This window comes from Nonomuraea sp. B12E4, assembly GCF_039871825.1.
In the GTDB taxonomy this organism is placed as follows: Bacteria; Actinomycetota; Actinomycetes; order Streptosporangiales; family Streptosporangiaceae; genus Nonomuraea.
In genome coordinates, this window is the sequence record NZ_JBDPME010000053.1 from 20,529 (window position 1) to 33,832 (window position 13,304).

At 67.7% G+C, this 13,304-nt stretch carries 14 protein-coding genes; 11 read left to right on the forward strand and 3 right to left on the reverse strand.

Annotated elements, in window-relative coordinates:
- Window positions 1-765: 765 nt before the first annotated feature.
- Window positions 766-1,173 (forward strand): hypothetical protein, encoded by a 408-nt coding sequence (locus tag ABGB18_RS47725; protein ID WP_347702364.1) that lies wholly within the window; start codon window positions 766-768, stop codon window positions 1,171-1,173.
- A 300-nt stretch (window positions 1,174-1,473) separates the two neighbouring features.
- Here ABGB18_RS47725 and ABGB18_RS47730 read toward each other — a convergent pair whose 3' ends face one another.
- The 3 genes from ABGB18_RS47730 to ABGB18_RS47740 all read right to left on the reverse strand — a co-directional run bounded on the left by ABGB18_RS47730 (window position 1,474) and on the right by ABGB18_RS47740 (window position 3,715).
- Entirely contained in the window at window positions 1,474-2,295 is an 822-nt protein-coding gene (locus ABGB18_RS47730) for an alpha/beta hydrolase (protein ID WP_347702365.1), read from the reverse strand.
- A gap of 19 nt (window positions 2,296-2,314) precedes the next feature.
- On the reverse strand, window positions 2,315-2,884 hold the full coding sequence (locus ABGB18_RS47735; RefSeq protein ID WP_347702366.1) for a DJ-1/PfpI family protein: 570 nt from the start codon (window positions 2,882-2,884) through the stop codon (window positions 2,315-2,317).
- Window positions 2,885-2,971: 87 nt separating this feature from the next.
- Complete coding sequence (locus ABGB18_RS47740; RefSeq protein WP_347702377.1) at window positions 2,972-3,715, reverse strand: GntR family transcriptional regulator; 744 nt, start codon at window positions 3,713-3,715, stop codon at window positions 2,972-2,974.
- Window positions 3,716-4,173: 458 nt separating this feature from the next.
- Here ABGB18_RS47740 and ABGB18_RS47745 point away from each other — a divergent pair, with 458 nt between their 5' ends.
- From ABGB18_RS47745 to ABGB18_RS47790, 10 genes are all read left to right on the forward strand, one after another.
- Window positions 4,174-5,520, forward strand: coding sequence for an extracellular solute-binding protein (locus tag ABGB18_RS47745; RefSeq protein ID WP_347702367.1), 1,347 nt, complete (start codon window positions 4,174-4,176; stop codon window positions 5,518-5,520).
- A gap of 80 nt (window positions 5,521-5,600) precedes the next feature.
- Window positions 5,601-6,467 (forward strand): sugar ABC transporter permease, encoded by an 867-nt coding sequence (locus tag ABGB18_RS47750; protein WP_347702368.1) that lies wholly within the window; start codon window positions 5,601-5,603, stop codon window positions 6,465-6,467.
- A complete protein-coding gene (locus ABGB18_RS47755) occupies window positions 6,467-7,378 on the forward strand; it encodes a carbohydrate ABC transporter permease (RefSeq protein ID WP_347702369.1) in 912 nt (303 codons plus the stop codon). Before ABGB18_RS47750 ends, ABGB18_RS47755 begins: the two co-directional genes overlap by 1 nt.
- Complete coding sequence (locus ABGB18_RS47760) at window positions 7,378-8,445, forward strand: ATP-binding cassette domain-containing protein (protein ID WP_347702370.1); 1,068 nt, start codon at window positions 7,378-7,380, stop codon at window positions 8,443-8,445. The genes ABGB18_RS47755 and ABGB18_RS47760 overlap by 1 nt, the downstream gene beginning before the upstream one ends.
- Window positions 8,445-9,521 (forward strand): ABC transporter ATP-binding protein, encoded by a 1,077-nt coding sequence (locus ABGB18_RS47765; protein ID WP_347702371.1) that lies wholly within the window; start codon window positions 8,445-8,447, stop codon window positions 9,519-9,521. Before ABGB18_RS47760 ends, ABGB18_RS47765 begins: the two co-directional genes overlap by 1 nt.
- Before the next feature lie 203 nt (window positions 9,522-9,724).
- The gene (locus tag ABGB18_RS47770; RefSeq protein WP_347702378.1) at window positions 9,725-11,185 is read left to right on the forward strand and encodes an NAD-dependent succinate-semialdehyde dehydrogenase; all 1,461 of its coding nucleotides are present in this window, start codon (window positions 9,725-9,727) and stop codon (window positions 11,183-11,185) included.
- A complete protein-coding gene (locus ABGB18_RS47775; protein WP_347702372.1) occupies window positions 11,182-11,388 on the forward strand; it encodes a hypothetical protein in 207 nt (68 codons plus the stop codon). The genes ABGB18_RS47770 and ABGB18_RS47775 overlap by 4 nt, the downstream gene beginning before the upstream one ends.
- 81 nt (window positions 11,389-11,469) lie before the next feature.
- A complete protein-coding gene (locus tag ABGB18_RS47780; protein ID WP_347702373.1) occupies window positions 11,470-12,675 on the forward strand; it encodes an iron-containing alcohol dehydrogenase in 1,206 nt (401 codons plus the stop codon).
- A gap of 111 nt (window positions 12,676-12,786) precedes the next feature.
- Entirely contained in the window at window positions 12,787-12,993 is a 207-nt protein-coding gene (locus ABGB18_RS47785) for a hypothetical protein (RefSeq protein WP_347702374.1), read from the forward strand.
- Window positions 12,986-13,201, forward strand: coding sequence for a hypothetical protein (locus ABGB18_RS47790; protein ID WP_347702375.1), 216 nt, complete (start codon window positions 12,986-12,988; stop codon window positions 13,199-13,201). The genes ABGB18_RS47785 and ABGB18_RS47790 overlap by 8 nt, the downstream gene beginning before the upstream one ends.
- The last annotated feature ends 103 nt before the right edge of the window (window positions 13,202-13,304 follow it).

A 13,304-nucleotide genomic window follows, 5' to 3' on the forward strand; every position in this document is an offset into this window, starting at 1 on the left:
CATACAGCTCACGTATCTGGCCGGCTCGATGGGCGGCGTAGGCGGCATCCACGCTGGCAGCGCTGACCTGGGCGATCGTGCGGCACACGGTGTCGGGGTGCGGAGCGACACCATGGTGCTTTTTATCGGCGTAAGCCACATTTTTCTGATGGGTCTCGGTGGAACCCGGATAGTACCGTCCCGCTACAAGGAGAGATATCCACCGATGTACAAAACTCCCTGGTTGCAGTCGACACTAGGGCGCGCATTCTGTGAAAAGATTTCCCATCTCTCCCCGCCGCCGGTCGCGATCCAGAGCGCGCGGGCCGCGCCCGAGACGCCGCGGGACATGCCTTCTCGAGGGGAGGATCACACAATGGCCACGAACTGGACAGCCCCATATAAAGGACCGCTCTCCGAAACAAGCGGTGAATCGCGGTTTCCGTACGGCCCGTAAAGGGCGACGATCTCGCCCCACGGATCAACAGGCTGGTCGCAGACCATGTGACGCCGTGCGATGCGGCGGTCTACCCGCGTCATCACAGTCGTCCGCGCGGCGGTGTTTGTGGAACTTTCAACACGGGGACGCCTGCCGGCGAGCTGTCGAAGGTCGCCGTCCGGGAGATGCTGAACGCCGCGGGGATCGACCCGCACGGCGCGAACGGGTCCGTCTGGCCCTGCGTGCGCCTGCCGATGATTTCATCCCTCCAGGTCACGACCTTGCAGGGCTTCTCTCGTAGGCAGGCTTCGACTCCAGAGGGAGCCAGTGCGGCAGGATGACCGGTCGTGCTCCTTCACCTGGCCTATCTTGCTGTCACGAACACCTTCGCAGTGCTGCGGTTGCTGCCGATGGCGTGCCTGCGTGCCGAAACGGCGCGGGCGCCCGCGAACCGTCCGTTCCATCCGCGCCCTCGTCCTGCGCCTGGTCCGGGAGAACCCACGTCCGAGCGGGCGTCCACGACCTGGGCCGGCTTTCTGCGCTCCCAAGCTGACGCGCTGCTGGCCTGTGACTTCATCGAGACCGTCACCCTTGAGGGGCGCCGTCAGTACATCCTGGCCGTCATCGAGCACGCCACCAGACGCGTCCGCGTCCTCGGCACCACAGATGTCGGCATCCAGACCGTTCTCACCGGTATCCGGATGCCGCGAATGAACGCGCTCATGGAGCGGTGGGTGCAGTCGTGCCGCCGCTAGTTGCTTGACCGCTGCCTGCTCTGGAACGAACGCCACCCGCGGTATGCCCTGCGTGAGTACGAAGAGTTCTACAACCGGCACCGCGCCCACCAAGCCCTTCTCCAGGCGGCTCCGCTGCGTCCGGTCCCGGATCCGATGGCTGCTCCAGAGCGAATCGCCGACTTGACCATACGCCGGCGAGACCGGCTCGGCGGAATACTCCACGAGTACTCACATGCCGCTTGAACTGCACGGATGGAATTTTCGGCAAGCGCAGTGGCAGGGCGGGCGGGACTTGAACCCACGGCCCACGGATACGAGTCAGGGACCTCGTTCCCGGCCGAGGAAGCACGACAGGAGCCGCCTGAAGTCGTGCGGGTGTTCGAGCGCCGGTACGTGCCCGCATCGGCCGAGCACGTGCAGACGGACATCGGCCAGGTGCTCGAGCAGGGGCAGGGCTGCCGTCCCGAGCGGGGTGACCCGGTCCTCGGCACCGTGGACGAGCAGCACGGGCGCGCGCACCCCTGCCAGCGTTCGCGCCGAGAGGGTGAGGTCGTCGGCCCAGCGTGCCCTGGGTGGAGGGAACAACGACGCGAATGCGGCCGCCCCCGCTCGCATCGCGGCCGCACGGGCGGCGACGGCCGACTCGGTCACGAGCGCCTGGTCGAGGACGAGGCGACTCAACATGTCTCGTGCCCCGAGCGGGTCGGCAGGGGCGGCCCAGATCGCGTCGAGCTCGGCCGACAGCGGCGCCCCGGGGGCGCCCATCGTCGAGACCGCCACGACATGGGTGACCTGCCGGGGACGCGCGGCCGCCAACGCCAGCGCCACGGCGCCGCCCATGGAGTGGCCCACCACGGCGTAGTGCTCGGTACCGAGAGCATCCATCAGGCCCGCGGCCTGCTCCGTCCACAGCCGGAGCCCGCCCCTGGAGCCGGCCGGGATCGGTGTACGGCCGAACCCCGCCTGGTCAGGAGCCACCAGGTGCCAGGACGTGCCCAGCGCCTGTGCCGTCGTTGCCCAGGCACCGGATCCGGTCGTACCGGGTCCGGAGCCGTGCAGCATCAGCACCGCGGGCCCGGTGCCGCTCTCCAGGACGTGGACGGGGGAGCCGTCGACTGTGACGGTCCGGGATGCCGTCACCGGGACGGGCCAGGTGTGCTCATGCCGATGCGGAGTTGACGGACTTCGAGAAGACCTCCATCATCGCCCTGCCGAATTTCGGCATGTCCGGCCACCCTCTGCAGGAGACGAGGTTGCCGTCCACGACGTCGGGAGCGTCGATGACCGTCGCGCCCGCGTTCTCCATGTCACCGGTGATGGGCGGGAAGCACGCCGTCTTCCGGCCCTTCAGCAGCCCGTACACAGCCGGCACCTGCGCGCCGTGGCACACCAGCGCGATCGGGAGATTGCGCGCGAAGAAGTGCTCGGTGATGCGCCTGACGTCGGCGTCGACCCGGATCCACTCGGGGGCACGTCCCCCGGGGATGATGAGGGCGTCATAGCGCTCGACGTCGACCTCGGCCCAGGGCACGTCGACCGGCAACTTCCGGCCGTTCTTCTCCACGTAGGCGTCGGAGTTGGGGTCGAACTCGTGGATGACCAGCTGAACGTCACGCATCGTCCGTGACGAGACGTCAACGTCCCAGCCGCCCTCCTGTACGCGATAGTAGGGATACATGGTGTCGAGCTCCTCGGCGGCGTCGCCGGTCAGGAGCAGCGCTCTGGGCACCTGCTTCTCCTCGCATCTGGGGCGGGTGAGGTGGATCCAATCCGATCCGATCGGGTTGACTTAGCATTCCCCGGCCCGGCCCGCCCGTCAAGCCTGCACCACCATTCCGTCCGCGCCCTCGGCCTCGTCGAACAATCGCCGGAACCGCTCGCCGGACCGCAGGATGTGCCGGCGCATGGCGTAGGCGGCGGCGTCGGGGTCACGCGCGGCGATCGCGGTCAGGACTTCTTCGTGCTCGGCCATGGCCAGGTGAGTGACCTGGGTGTCGTGGAGAAGCCTGAACAGGTGCACGTGCGTGTGCAGGCGGGCGAGCGTTTCGCGGATGACCTGGTTCTCCGCGCTCAGGGCGACGAGATCGTGGAAAGCGGCGTCGCGCAGCCCGAAGGCGCCATAGGCCATGAGCCCGTCGCCCCCCTCCAGCTCCGCCATCTCCTCCAGCAGCAGCCGCAGACCGGCCACCTGCTGCAAGGATGCGCGTTCGGCGGATCTGCGCGCCGCCGCCGGCTCGAGGAGCAGGCGGACCTCAAGCATGTCCTCGAATCGGTGATGGGTGATCTGGGGGGGAATGCGATAGCCGGCGTGGGGCACACGCACGACCAGGCCCTCGGCCTCCATGCGGTTCAGAGCGTCTCGGATCGGCGTCTGTGAGACCCCCAGCTCTCGCGCCAGGGCGTCGATCGTGACGCGGGAGCCCGGCTCGATCCGTAGCGACATCATCTGTCCGAGCAGCGTGTCGTACACCTCGTCGGCAAGCCGGCCGCGAGATCTTCCCGGCGGGATTCCGCCCGTCATGGCCCCACGGCGCCGCGCGATCATCGCTTCGTCGTCCATCGTCACGTGAGGTCCTTTCTCGCGTCTTCGGGAACCTGCTGGCATCGGTCGCAGCATTGCGGGATGTTGACGCTCCCCCTCGGATCGTATAGGAAAGGTGGCGGACGCCAGTCATCCTTCACCCATCGGGGAATCGCCCGCCATCGCTCCGCTTCGATCAGTTGGAGCTCTTATGAGCATGCTCGACGTCCTATTCGGTTCGTCATCGGGCCGCACCAGGACCGAAGGACTTCCCGACTGCTTGAAGCCCCATGAAGTCGCGGCGTACTCGTGACGCCGGTCTGCTGATCAGCCCCCGCGACAGCCGGCAACACGCCTGACCAACCCAGCAACTGCTCGGCGAAGCACGCGGCAAGGCCCACAAATCCCCCCAGAAAGCAGGCAAGAAGATGCGGTATCCAAAGCGAACAGGACGATTGTCGGTTCCCGGTCGAAAGGCGCGGCTGGCTACGGCGGCCATGTTAGTGGCCACGACCGTGGCGGCTTGCGGCGGTCAGGACGGCAGCGCCCCCAAGGCGCCGGCGACCATCCCGGAGCTCACCAAGGATCCGCTGACCCTCAGCTTCATCTGGTTCGACTGGCCCCCCGCCCACGCGCTGGAAGCCTTCGCGAACGCGGAGTACGCCAAGGGACGGCCGAACGTGACCATCAAGGTCAAGACCGTGCCGAACGCGAACTGGCACGACGCGATGTTCACCCAGTTCGCCGCACACAAGACCGACTTCGACATCCCGATCCTGGACTCGCAACACATCGGCGAGGCCGTGACGAACGGCAACATCCTCGACATCACCGACTTCGTCAAGAAGAACATCGACGTCAAGGCCTACAACCCGTACCTGCTGGCGGCCTACGGCCAGTTCCCCCAGGCGGAGACCGGGAAGCGCGACGAAAACGCCAGCCTGTACGGACTGCCGCTGCTCGGCGACACCTGGACGATGATCTACCGCAAGGACCTGATCGGCGACGAACCACCGCAGACCTGGGACCAGATGATCTCAGTCGCCGAGAAGTGCCAGGCGGACAACCCTGGCGTCAGCGGGCTGGCCTTCCACCAGGCCAACGGCTCCGACGCCGCGGCCGTCACCTACAACACGGTCAACGGCGTCTACGGCGGCAACCTCTGGGACCCCAAGACGCGCAAGATCGACGGCGTCCTCAACGACACCGCGGGCCAGGAGGCGATGGACGTCCTGGTCAACAAGATGAAGCCGCTGACCGCCAAGGGCTCCGGCAACTGGTTCATCGACGAGGTGAACGCGGCGGTCGCCCAGGGCAAGACCTGCATCGCGTTCAACTGGATCGCCGCGAGCGGCGGCCTGCTCGACCCGAAGCAGTCGACGCTCGGCACCACGCGGGAGCAGATTCTCGACAAGCTGGGCTTCGCCACCCTGCCGAGCCAGAAGACGAACCTGGTGCCTCTCGGCGGCATGGGGATGCACGTGTCGGCCTACTCGCCCGAGGCGAACCAGGCGGAGGCCCTGAACTTCATGAAGTGGTTCGAGCAGGGTGACATCCAGAAGAAGTGGGCCGCGGCTGGTGGCGTGCCATCGCGTACGGACGCCCTGGAGTCGCCCGAGTTCCTCAACGCCCAGCCGTTCAACCAGGTGTACACCGACTCGGTTCCGCGGATGCGGGACATGTGGAACGTGCCCGAGTACGCGCGCCTCGTCGACATCGAGAACACCAACGTGAACGCGGCTCTCAACGGCGCGAAGGCGCCGAAGGACGCGCTCGACGACATCGCCAAGCAGCAGCAGGGCGTGCTCAACGCCGGCAGTGGCAAGGGCGGCGGCGGACTGTGAGTGACTCCGCCCCTCTGACGACCGACCACCCCGGGCAGGTGGCGTCCGCGACGCCGCCCGCACCGGGCCGGTCCCGCCGCTTGAGCGACCGCGGGCTCGCCGTGGCCTTCACCTCTCCCGCGCTGCTGCTGTTGCTCGCCATGTCGGTGTTCCCGTTGCTGTGGGCGTTGTACCTGTCCTTCACCGACTACTCGGCCACTCGCGGCGGGCCCGCCCAGTTCCTCTGGTTCGAGAACTACACCGCCATCCTGACTTCGCCGCAGGTCCACCAGAGGGCCCTGACGACGTTGATCTACGTGGTCGGCGCGGTCACCCTGCAGACCGTGCTCGGTTTCGCCATCGCCTACCTGATCTCACGGCGCACGCACGGACGAGGACTGCTGACCACCCTGTTCCTGGTTCCGATGATGCTGTCGCCGGTCGTGGTCGGGCTGTTCTGGCGCTTCATGCTCGACGCGCAATTCGGCGTGATCAACAGCATGCTCGGCTCGCTCGGCCTGGGGCAGGTGGAGTGGCTCACCCGGCAGCGAACGGCACTGATCTCCCTGATCCTGGTCGACACCTGGCAATGGACGCCGTTCATCATGCTCATCGCACTCGCGGGCCTCACCGCGGTTCCCAAGTACCTGTACGAGGCCGCCTCGATCGATCGGGCGTCCGAGTGGTTCCAGTTCCGCACCATCACTCTTCCGCTGGTGTGGCCGCTGCTCCTCATCGCCGTGTTGTTCAGGGCGATCGAGGCCTTCCGGCTGTTCGACCTCGTCTACATCCTCACCAGCGGAGGCCCGGGGGTCTCCACCGAGACGTTGTCGTTCCACGTCTACAAGGTCGCGTTCCTGGGCTTCAACACCGGAACCGCCTCGGCGTACGGGATCCTCATGGTCCTCATCGTCATCGTCCTTACGCAGCTCTACCTGCGCTACTTGAACAAGCTCAAGGAGGACTGATGGCCCTCTCCGTCGACGAGGCCGTGTCCACAGGTCCTGCCCGGGATCACACGCCCCCCTCGCGCCGCTTCGGCGGCCGGGGCCGCGCCGTGCTGGAGGTCGCGCTCCTGACCGTGCTGGCCATTGTGATGCTCTTCCCGGTGCTGTGGATGATCGAGACGTCCATCAAGGAGAACCGGGACGTCTACGCCATCCCGGCCAAGTTCTTCGACTTCAAGGTCACCATGGAGCATTTCAAGGACGTGTTCGTCGCCTCCGGCGGTGGTCGTTCGAGCTTGTCCGCCTCGTTCCTCAACTCCGTCCTGGTCGCCGGGGTCTCCACGGCGCTGGCCACCGTGCTGGGGGTCCCGGCGGCCTGGGCCTACTCACGCTTCGCCGTGAAGGCCAAGAAGGACCAGCTGTTCTTCATCCTGTCCACCCGCTTCATGCCGCCCGTGGTGGTCGTGATCCCGATCTTCCTCATGTACCGCCAAGTCGGGCTCATCGACACCAAGCTCGGCCTGATCCTCATCTACACCGCCTTCAACGTCCCGTTCACGATCTGGATGATGAAGGGGTTCGTCGACGAGGTGCCCGCGGAGTACGAGGACGCCGCCATGCTCGACGGCTACACCCGCTTGCAGGCGTTCTGGCGATTCACCCTCCCCCTGCTCCTGCCCGGCATCGCCGCGACGGCGGTCTTCGCACTCATCTTCTCGTGGAACGAGTTCGTGTTCGCCATCTTCCTCACCTCCAGCGACGACGTGCGGACGGCCCCGCCCGCCATCGCCGGCCTCATCGGCGGAACCACAGTGGACTGGGGTCTCGTGGCCGCCGCCTCCGTGGTGTTCGCCCTGCCGGTGCTCGTCTTCGCCTACCTGGTGCGCAAGCACCTCGTCGCCGGTGTGACGCTCGGGGCGGTGCGACGCTGATGGCGGGCATCGAGGTGAGCGCCCTGCACAAGCGCTACCCGGACGGGACGGTCGCAGTCGATCACGTGGACCTGTCCATCCGCGACGGCGAGCTGTTCGTGATGCTCGGCCCTTCGGGTTGCGGCAAGACAACCACCCTGCGGGCCATAGCCGGCCTGGAAAGGCAGACGACGGGCAACATCCGCATAGGTGACACGCTGGTCAACGACCTGCCGCCCGCCGACCGCGACATCGCCATGGTGTTCCAGTTCTACGCTCTCTATCCGCATCTGAGAACCCGCGACAACCTGGCGTTCCCGCTGCGGGCCGAGGGACTGCCCAAGGCGGAGGTGCGCAAACGGGTCGACGAGGCCGCCCGGCTGATGCGGCTCGATCCGTTCCTGGACAGGCGACCGCACCGGCTGTCCGGCGGGGAGCAGCAGCGCGTCGCGCTCGCCCGCGCCCTGGTGCGACGACCGCGCGCATTCCTCATGGACGAACCCCTCACCAATCTGGACGTGGAGCTGAGGGCGGACATGCGCACGGAGATCAAGCACCTGCAGGGGGAACTGGGGACGACGATGGTCTACGTCACTCACGACCAGGTCGAGGCGATGTCGCTCGGTCACAGAATCGCCATCCTCAACAAGGGCCGCGTCGAGCAGATCGGCACGCCGCTGGAAGTCTACGACCGTCCGGCGAGTCTTTTCTGCGCCGCGTTCATCGGCTCCCCGCCGATGAACCTGATCGAGGTGGAGGTGGCCGACGGGAAGCTGCGCAGTCAGGGTGGGCTGGCCCTCATGCCACCACCGGGCCTGCCGCGCGACCGTCGCCTGGTCGCGGGCGTCCGGCCGGAGGCGCTGGAAGTCACGGAACCAGGGGCGGAACGTTCGGTCCCGGCCCGCGTGGTCTCGGCGGAGTGGCTGGGCGACGAGATCATCTACGTGGTCGACCACGACGGACAGCGCGACGTACGGGTTCGGATGCCACCGACTGTCCGTTTCACCGCTGGCGCACCGGTCGGGCTGCGGCACACCGGCGGGCCCCCGCCGGTCTACGACGTGAGCACGGAAGAGCTGGTGGCCTGATGGGAACCGTGGCAGTGCGCGGGCTGTGCAAGTCCTTCGGCAAAGTCCAGGCCCTGGACGGGGTGACGCTCGACATACCGGACGGCTCGTTCTTCGTCGTGCTCGGACCCTCCGGGGCAGGCAAGACGACGACCCTGCGAGCGATCGCCGGCCTCGAGAAGCTTGACGCCGGGTCGGTGCACCTGGACGGGAGGGACGCGACCGGTGACAGCCCGGCCGCACGCGACCTGGCCATGGTCTTCCAGAACTACGCCCTCTACCCGCGACACACGGTGTACGAGAACATCGCTTCGCCGCTGCGGGCACGCCGCTGTTCCTCGAGCGAGATCGCCGCTGCCGTCGAGCGGATGTCGAGCCTGCTGCACATCGAACGTCTGCTGCAGCGTCGTCCCGCGCAGTTGTCGGGTGGTGAGATGCAGCGGGTCGCCCTGGCCCGGGCGCTGGTCCGTCACCCGCGCGCGTTCCTCATGGACGAGCCGCTGACGAACCTCGACCTCAAGCTCCGCGTCGAGATGCGCACCGAGCTCACCCGCATCCACCGGAGCCTCGGAGCGACCTTCATCTACGTGACCAACGACCAGGTCGAGGCCCTGTCCATGGCCGACCAGGTCGCGGTACTCAAGGAGGGAAAGGTGCAACAGGTCGGAACGCCGGCCGAGGTGTACGAGCGTCCAGCCAACCAGTGGGTCGCGGGATTCGTCGGGAGCCCGCCGATCAGCCTGCTCGCCTGCCACGCCGAGGGAGATCGTCTGGTCGGGGCGGAAGGCTGGACGCTGCCGCGGCCCCGCTGGACCACGGCTGAGGACGGTCGTCCGCTGCTGCTGGGCCTGCGCGCGGAGGACCTGTCCGTCGAGCAGCGTGGGGACGCGTCGTTGCCGGGTGAGCTCTACGGCCTTGAGCCGCTCGGTGACCGGACGGTGGTCGACGTCCGGGTGGGGACGGAGATCCTCAAGGTCAAGGCACGAACCACCGTCACCGGTACGCCGGGCGAGCGGCTGCTTGTCACGGTCGACCTGGACCGCGCGCACCTGTTCGATGCGGGCACCGGGCTGGCGCTGTCCGAGGCCGGGAGGTAATCGCGCAGGGCGGCGAGGTCAATATGCGCCGGTACGTGGCAATCGAGCCTCGGCGGACCGCCACCGGTAAGCACGGCCTGACGACGCTGAAGCAGCCATGGCCCGAGCAGGCGATCGGCGGCGCGGGGCGTCGCCCTGCGGCCAAGGCCACATTGACCGAGGTCACGCTGGACATCACCAAGAACATCACAGGAGGCGACGCAATGAGTGACCCGATGAACGTCCTGGCCCCCGAGCACCGGCGGCTCCGGATCGGCGACGCCTGGCGCAACGCCGCCGGCGGAGCCACCTTTGCCGTCGAGGACCCGGCCACCGGCAAGACCATCGCCGAGGTGGCGGACGCCGACGTCGTTGACGGGCTCGCCGCTCTGGACGCGGCGGGCAAGGCAATGGCGGAGTGGGCGGCGACCCCACCGCGAAAACGGTCGGAGTTGCTGACCGCGACGTACCGGGCACTGACCGAGCGATCCGAGGAGGTCGCCCGGCTGATAACGCTCGAGATGGGCAAGCCGCTCGCGGAGGCTCGCGGAGAGGTGGCCTACGGCGCCGAGTTCTTCCGCTGGTTCGCCGAGGAGGCGGTGCGCGTCGAGGGGCGCTACAACACCGCTCCCGCTGGTGGATATCGCATCCTCACCGTGCCGAGGCCGGTCGGACCGTGCGTCTTCGTGACGCCATGGAACTTTCCGCTGGCCATGGGCGCCCGCAAGATCGCTCCTGCGCTGGCGGCGGGCTGCACGACGATCACCAAGCCGGCGGCCCAGACGCCACTCACCATGCTGTTCCTGGCCCGCATCATGGAGGAGGCCGGCGTTCCTCCGGGCGTCGTCAACGTCGTGACGACCAAGCGTGCCGGCGAGGTGGTCTCGGCACTGCTGGCCGACCGTCGGACCCGCAAGCTTTCGTTCACCGGGTCGACCGAGGTCGGGCGCGTGCTGCTCCGGCAGGCGGCGGACAACGTGCTGCGCACCTCCATGGAACTGGGCGGCAACGCGGCCTTGATCGTGTGTGCCGACGCGGACCTGGACGTCGCGCTCGACGGTGCCATGGTGGCCAAAATGCGCAACCTCGGGGAGTCCTGCATCGCGGCCAACCGAATCTACGTCGAGGAGCCGGTGCGCGAGGAGTTCACGGCACGCTTCGCCAAGCGGATGGGCGCGCTCTCGGTGGGCCATGGTCTGGACGACGGCGTGGACGTCGGGGCGCTGATCGACGAGGCCTCGGTCACCAAGATCGACGAGCTCGTCGCCGACGCGGTCGATCGCGGAGCCCGTGTCCTGGTGGGCGGCGAGCGCCCGGATGGGCCGGGCCACTTCTACCCGCCCACGGTCCTCGTCGACGTGCCCGACGACGCGCGGATGCTGGAGGCGGAAATCTTCGGCCCGGTGGCCCCGATCATCTCGTTCACGTCCGACGACGAGGTGATCGCGAAGGCCAACGACACCGAACACGGCCTGGCCGGATACGTCTTCACCCGTGACCTCCAGCGGGCGCTCCGGTTCGCCGAGGGGCTGGAGACGGGGATGCTCGGCATCAACCGTGGTCTGATCTCGGACCCGTCAGCTCCGTTCGGAGGGGTGAAGCAGTCCGGGATCGGCAAGGAGGGGTCGCACGAGGGCATCCTCGAGTATCTCGACGTCACCTACGCGGCGATCGACCTACCGTGACCGGCCTGCTGCTCCGGGCCCCCGCCGGGGATCACCGGGTCCTGCGCGCACATGACCTGACCGGCCTCCACCCGTGGGGCGGGACCCTGACCATGGCCGGCACGGACCCGCCGGCACCCCGGGACGCCGCCGACTCCGCCGGCGTGCGCGCCCGCGCCACCCGGCAACCCACCTTGCCGACGCCGTCCCGGTCTCGCAGGTGACCCGGACGTCCGCCCGGCACATCACCGCCGACGTTCCAGAGAGGCACTGACATGCTTGAGACCGTCCGCGGACCGCGCCAGATGATAGTGGGCGAAGGGGTCGCGCAGAACATCCCACGAGTGGTGGCCGAGTGTGGCTCGCGAGTCCTCATCGTGACCGACCGAGTCCTGCTGGGGCAGCCGGGCGTGGCCGAGATCGTGGCCGCCGTACGGGAGAAGGTCGAACTCGTCGGGGTCTTCGCCGACGCGACTCCGGACGTGCCACTCACCGATGTCGCCCTGGCCGTCTCGGCCGCCGCAGAGGTGGACGCCGACGTCATCCTCGCCATCGGGGGCGGCACGGTGATCGACCTCGCCAAAATCGTCGGCGTCATCCGGTGCCACGGCGGGACGCCGCGCGACTTCTACGGGGAGTCGAAGGTGCCGGGGCCGACGACGCCTCTCGTCGCGGTCCCGACGACATCAGGCACCGGCTCCGAGCTCACGCCCGTCTCGGTGCTGACCGACCCCGACCGCGAGCTGAAGGTGGGGGTCTCCAGCGTCCACATCGTGCCCGACTTCGCCATCGTCGACCCCGAGCTCACCTACACCTGCCCGGCGACCGTCACTGCCCACTCCGGCATCGACGCGTTCTGTCACGCGGTGGAGAGCTACACCGCGCGACCCCGGGCCCACGGACCGCGCGACCCGGTGGAACAGGTCTTCCTCGGCCGCAACCCGATCACCGACCACTACGCGCTCCTGGCCGCGGAGCGGATCGCCCGCAGCTTGCCCCATGTCGTCAGGGACGGAGGCGACAAGGACGCGCGCGCCGACATGTCCTATGGGTCCATGCTGGCCGGGCTCGCGTTTTCCCACGCAGGCAACGCGGCGCCGCACGCGCTCCAGTACCCCATCGGCGCAGCCACCCACACACCGCACGGCCTGGGCGTCGGGCTGCTGCTGCCCTACGCGCTGGACGCGGCCAGGGACGCCATCGGCGACCGCTTGGCCATCCTCGCCCGGGTGTGCGGGCTCGACGTGACCGACGCCTCGGATGCCGAGGCCGCGGATACGTTCCTCACCTGGCTCGACGGGCTCCTTGCCGACATCGGCATCCCTGCTACCTTGGCGCACATCGGCGTGGCACGCGCCGACCTCCCACGCTTCGCGGAGATGGCCGGCGGCGTCACCCGCTTGATCCAGAACCATCCAGGCCCGACCGACACCGCCAGCCTGACCGCTATCCTCGAAGCGGCCTGGCTCGGGGACCGGACCCGACTTTTCCTGACTCCGAAGCAGAGATAGTGACGGGCCTTTCACATGACGACGAGTCCGCTTGCCCTCCCCGGGCATCGGAATCGTCGGCTACCGATCCGCCGCAGTCGATTACATCCACCCTCCAGGATCCGTATCCGTGTGGTTGTCACAGTAATCACCAGCCGCGATGCCGAACTGACCGGGCAAGCACAGCACCTGACCAAGCAACTGACCGACGTGCAACACGAACTCGACCGGGTGAGCGTGGCCGAGCAGGTCGTCCCCCAACTGCTCGCTGAGCCCGAACCCGCCGAGGCCGGATTCCGCAGAGCAGCCCAGAGTCCCGAACCTGGACAGGTTGCCTGAAGAGCTTCTCCGTAAGCTGTTCGACGTCTTCCGCCTACAGATCCGCTACGACAAGACCACTCACACGGCAACCTGCACGGTGACCCTCACGGGCGAAACCGCCGACATCGCCAGCACCCTCTCGGACGAGGCTCTGCAAAAGCCGAACGGGCACCTGACGGTGCCCGTTCGTGTGGTGCCCCCTGCAGTGTGCTGGTTCAGGACATAGGAAACCCATGTCGCAAGACATAGGAAACTTCAACAGAGTGTGTCTCGGGACATAGGCAACCGCCGTTGTCATGAACGTGGGCGGTGTGTCCAAGGCCAGAGTT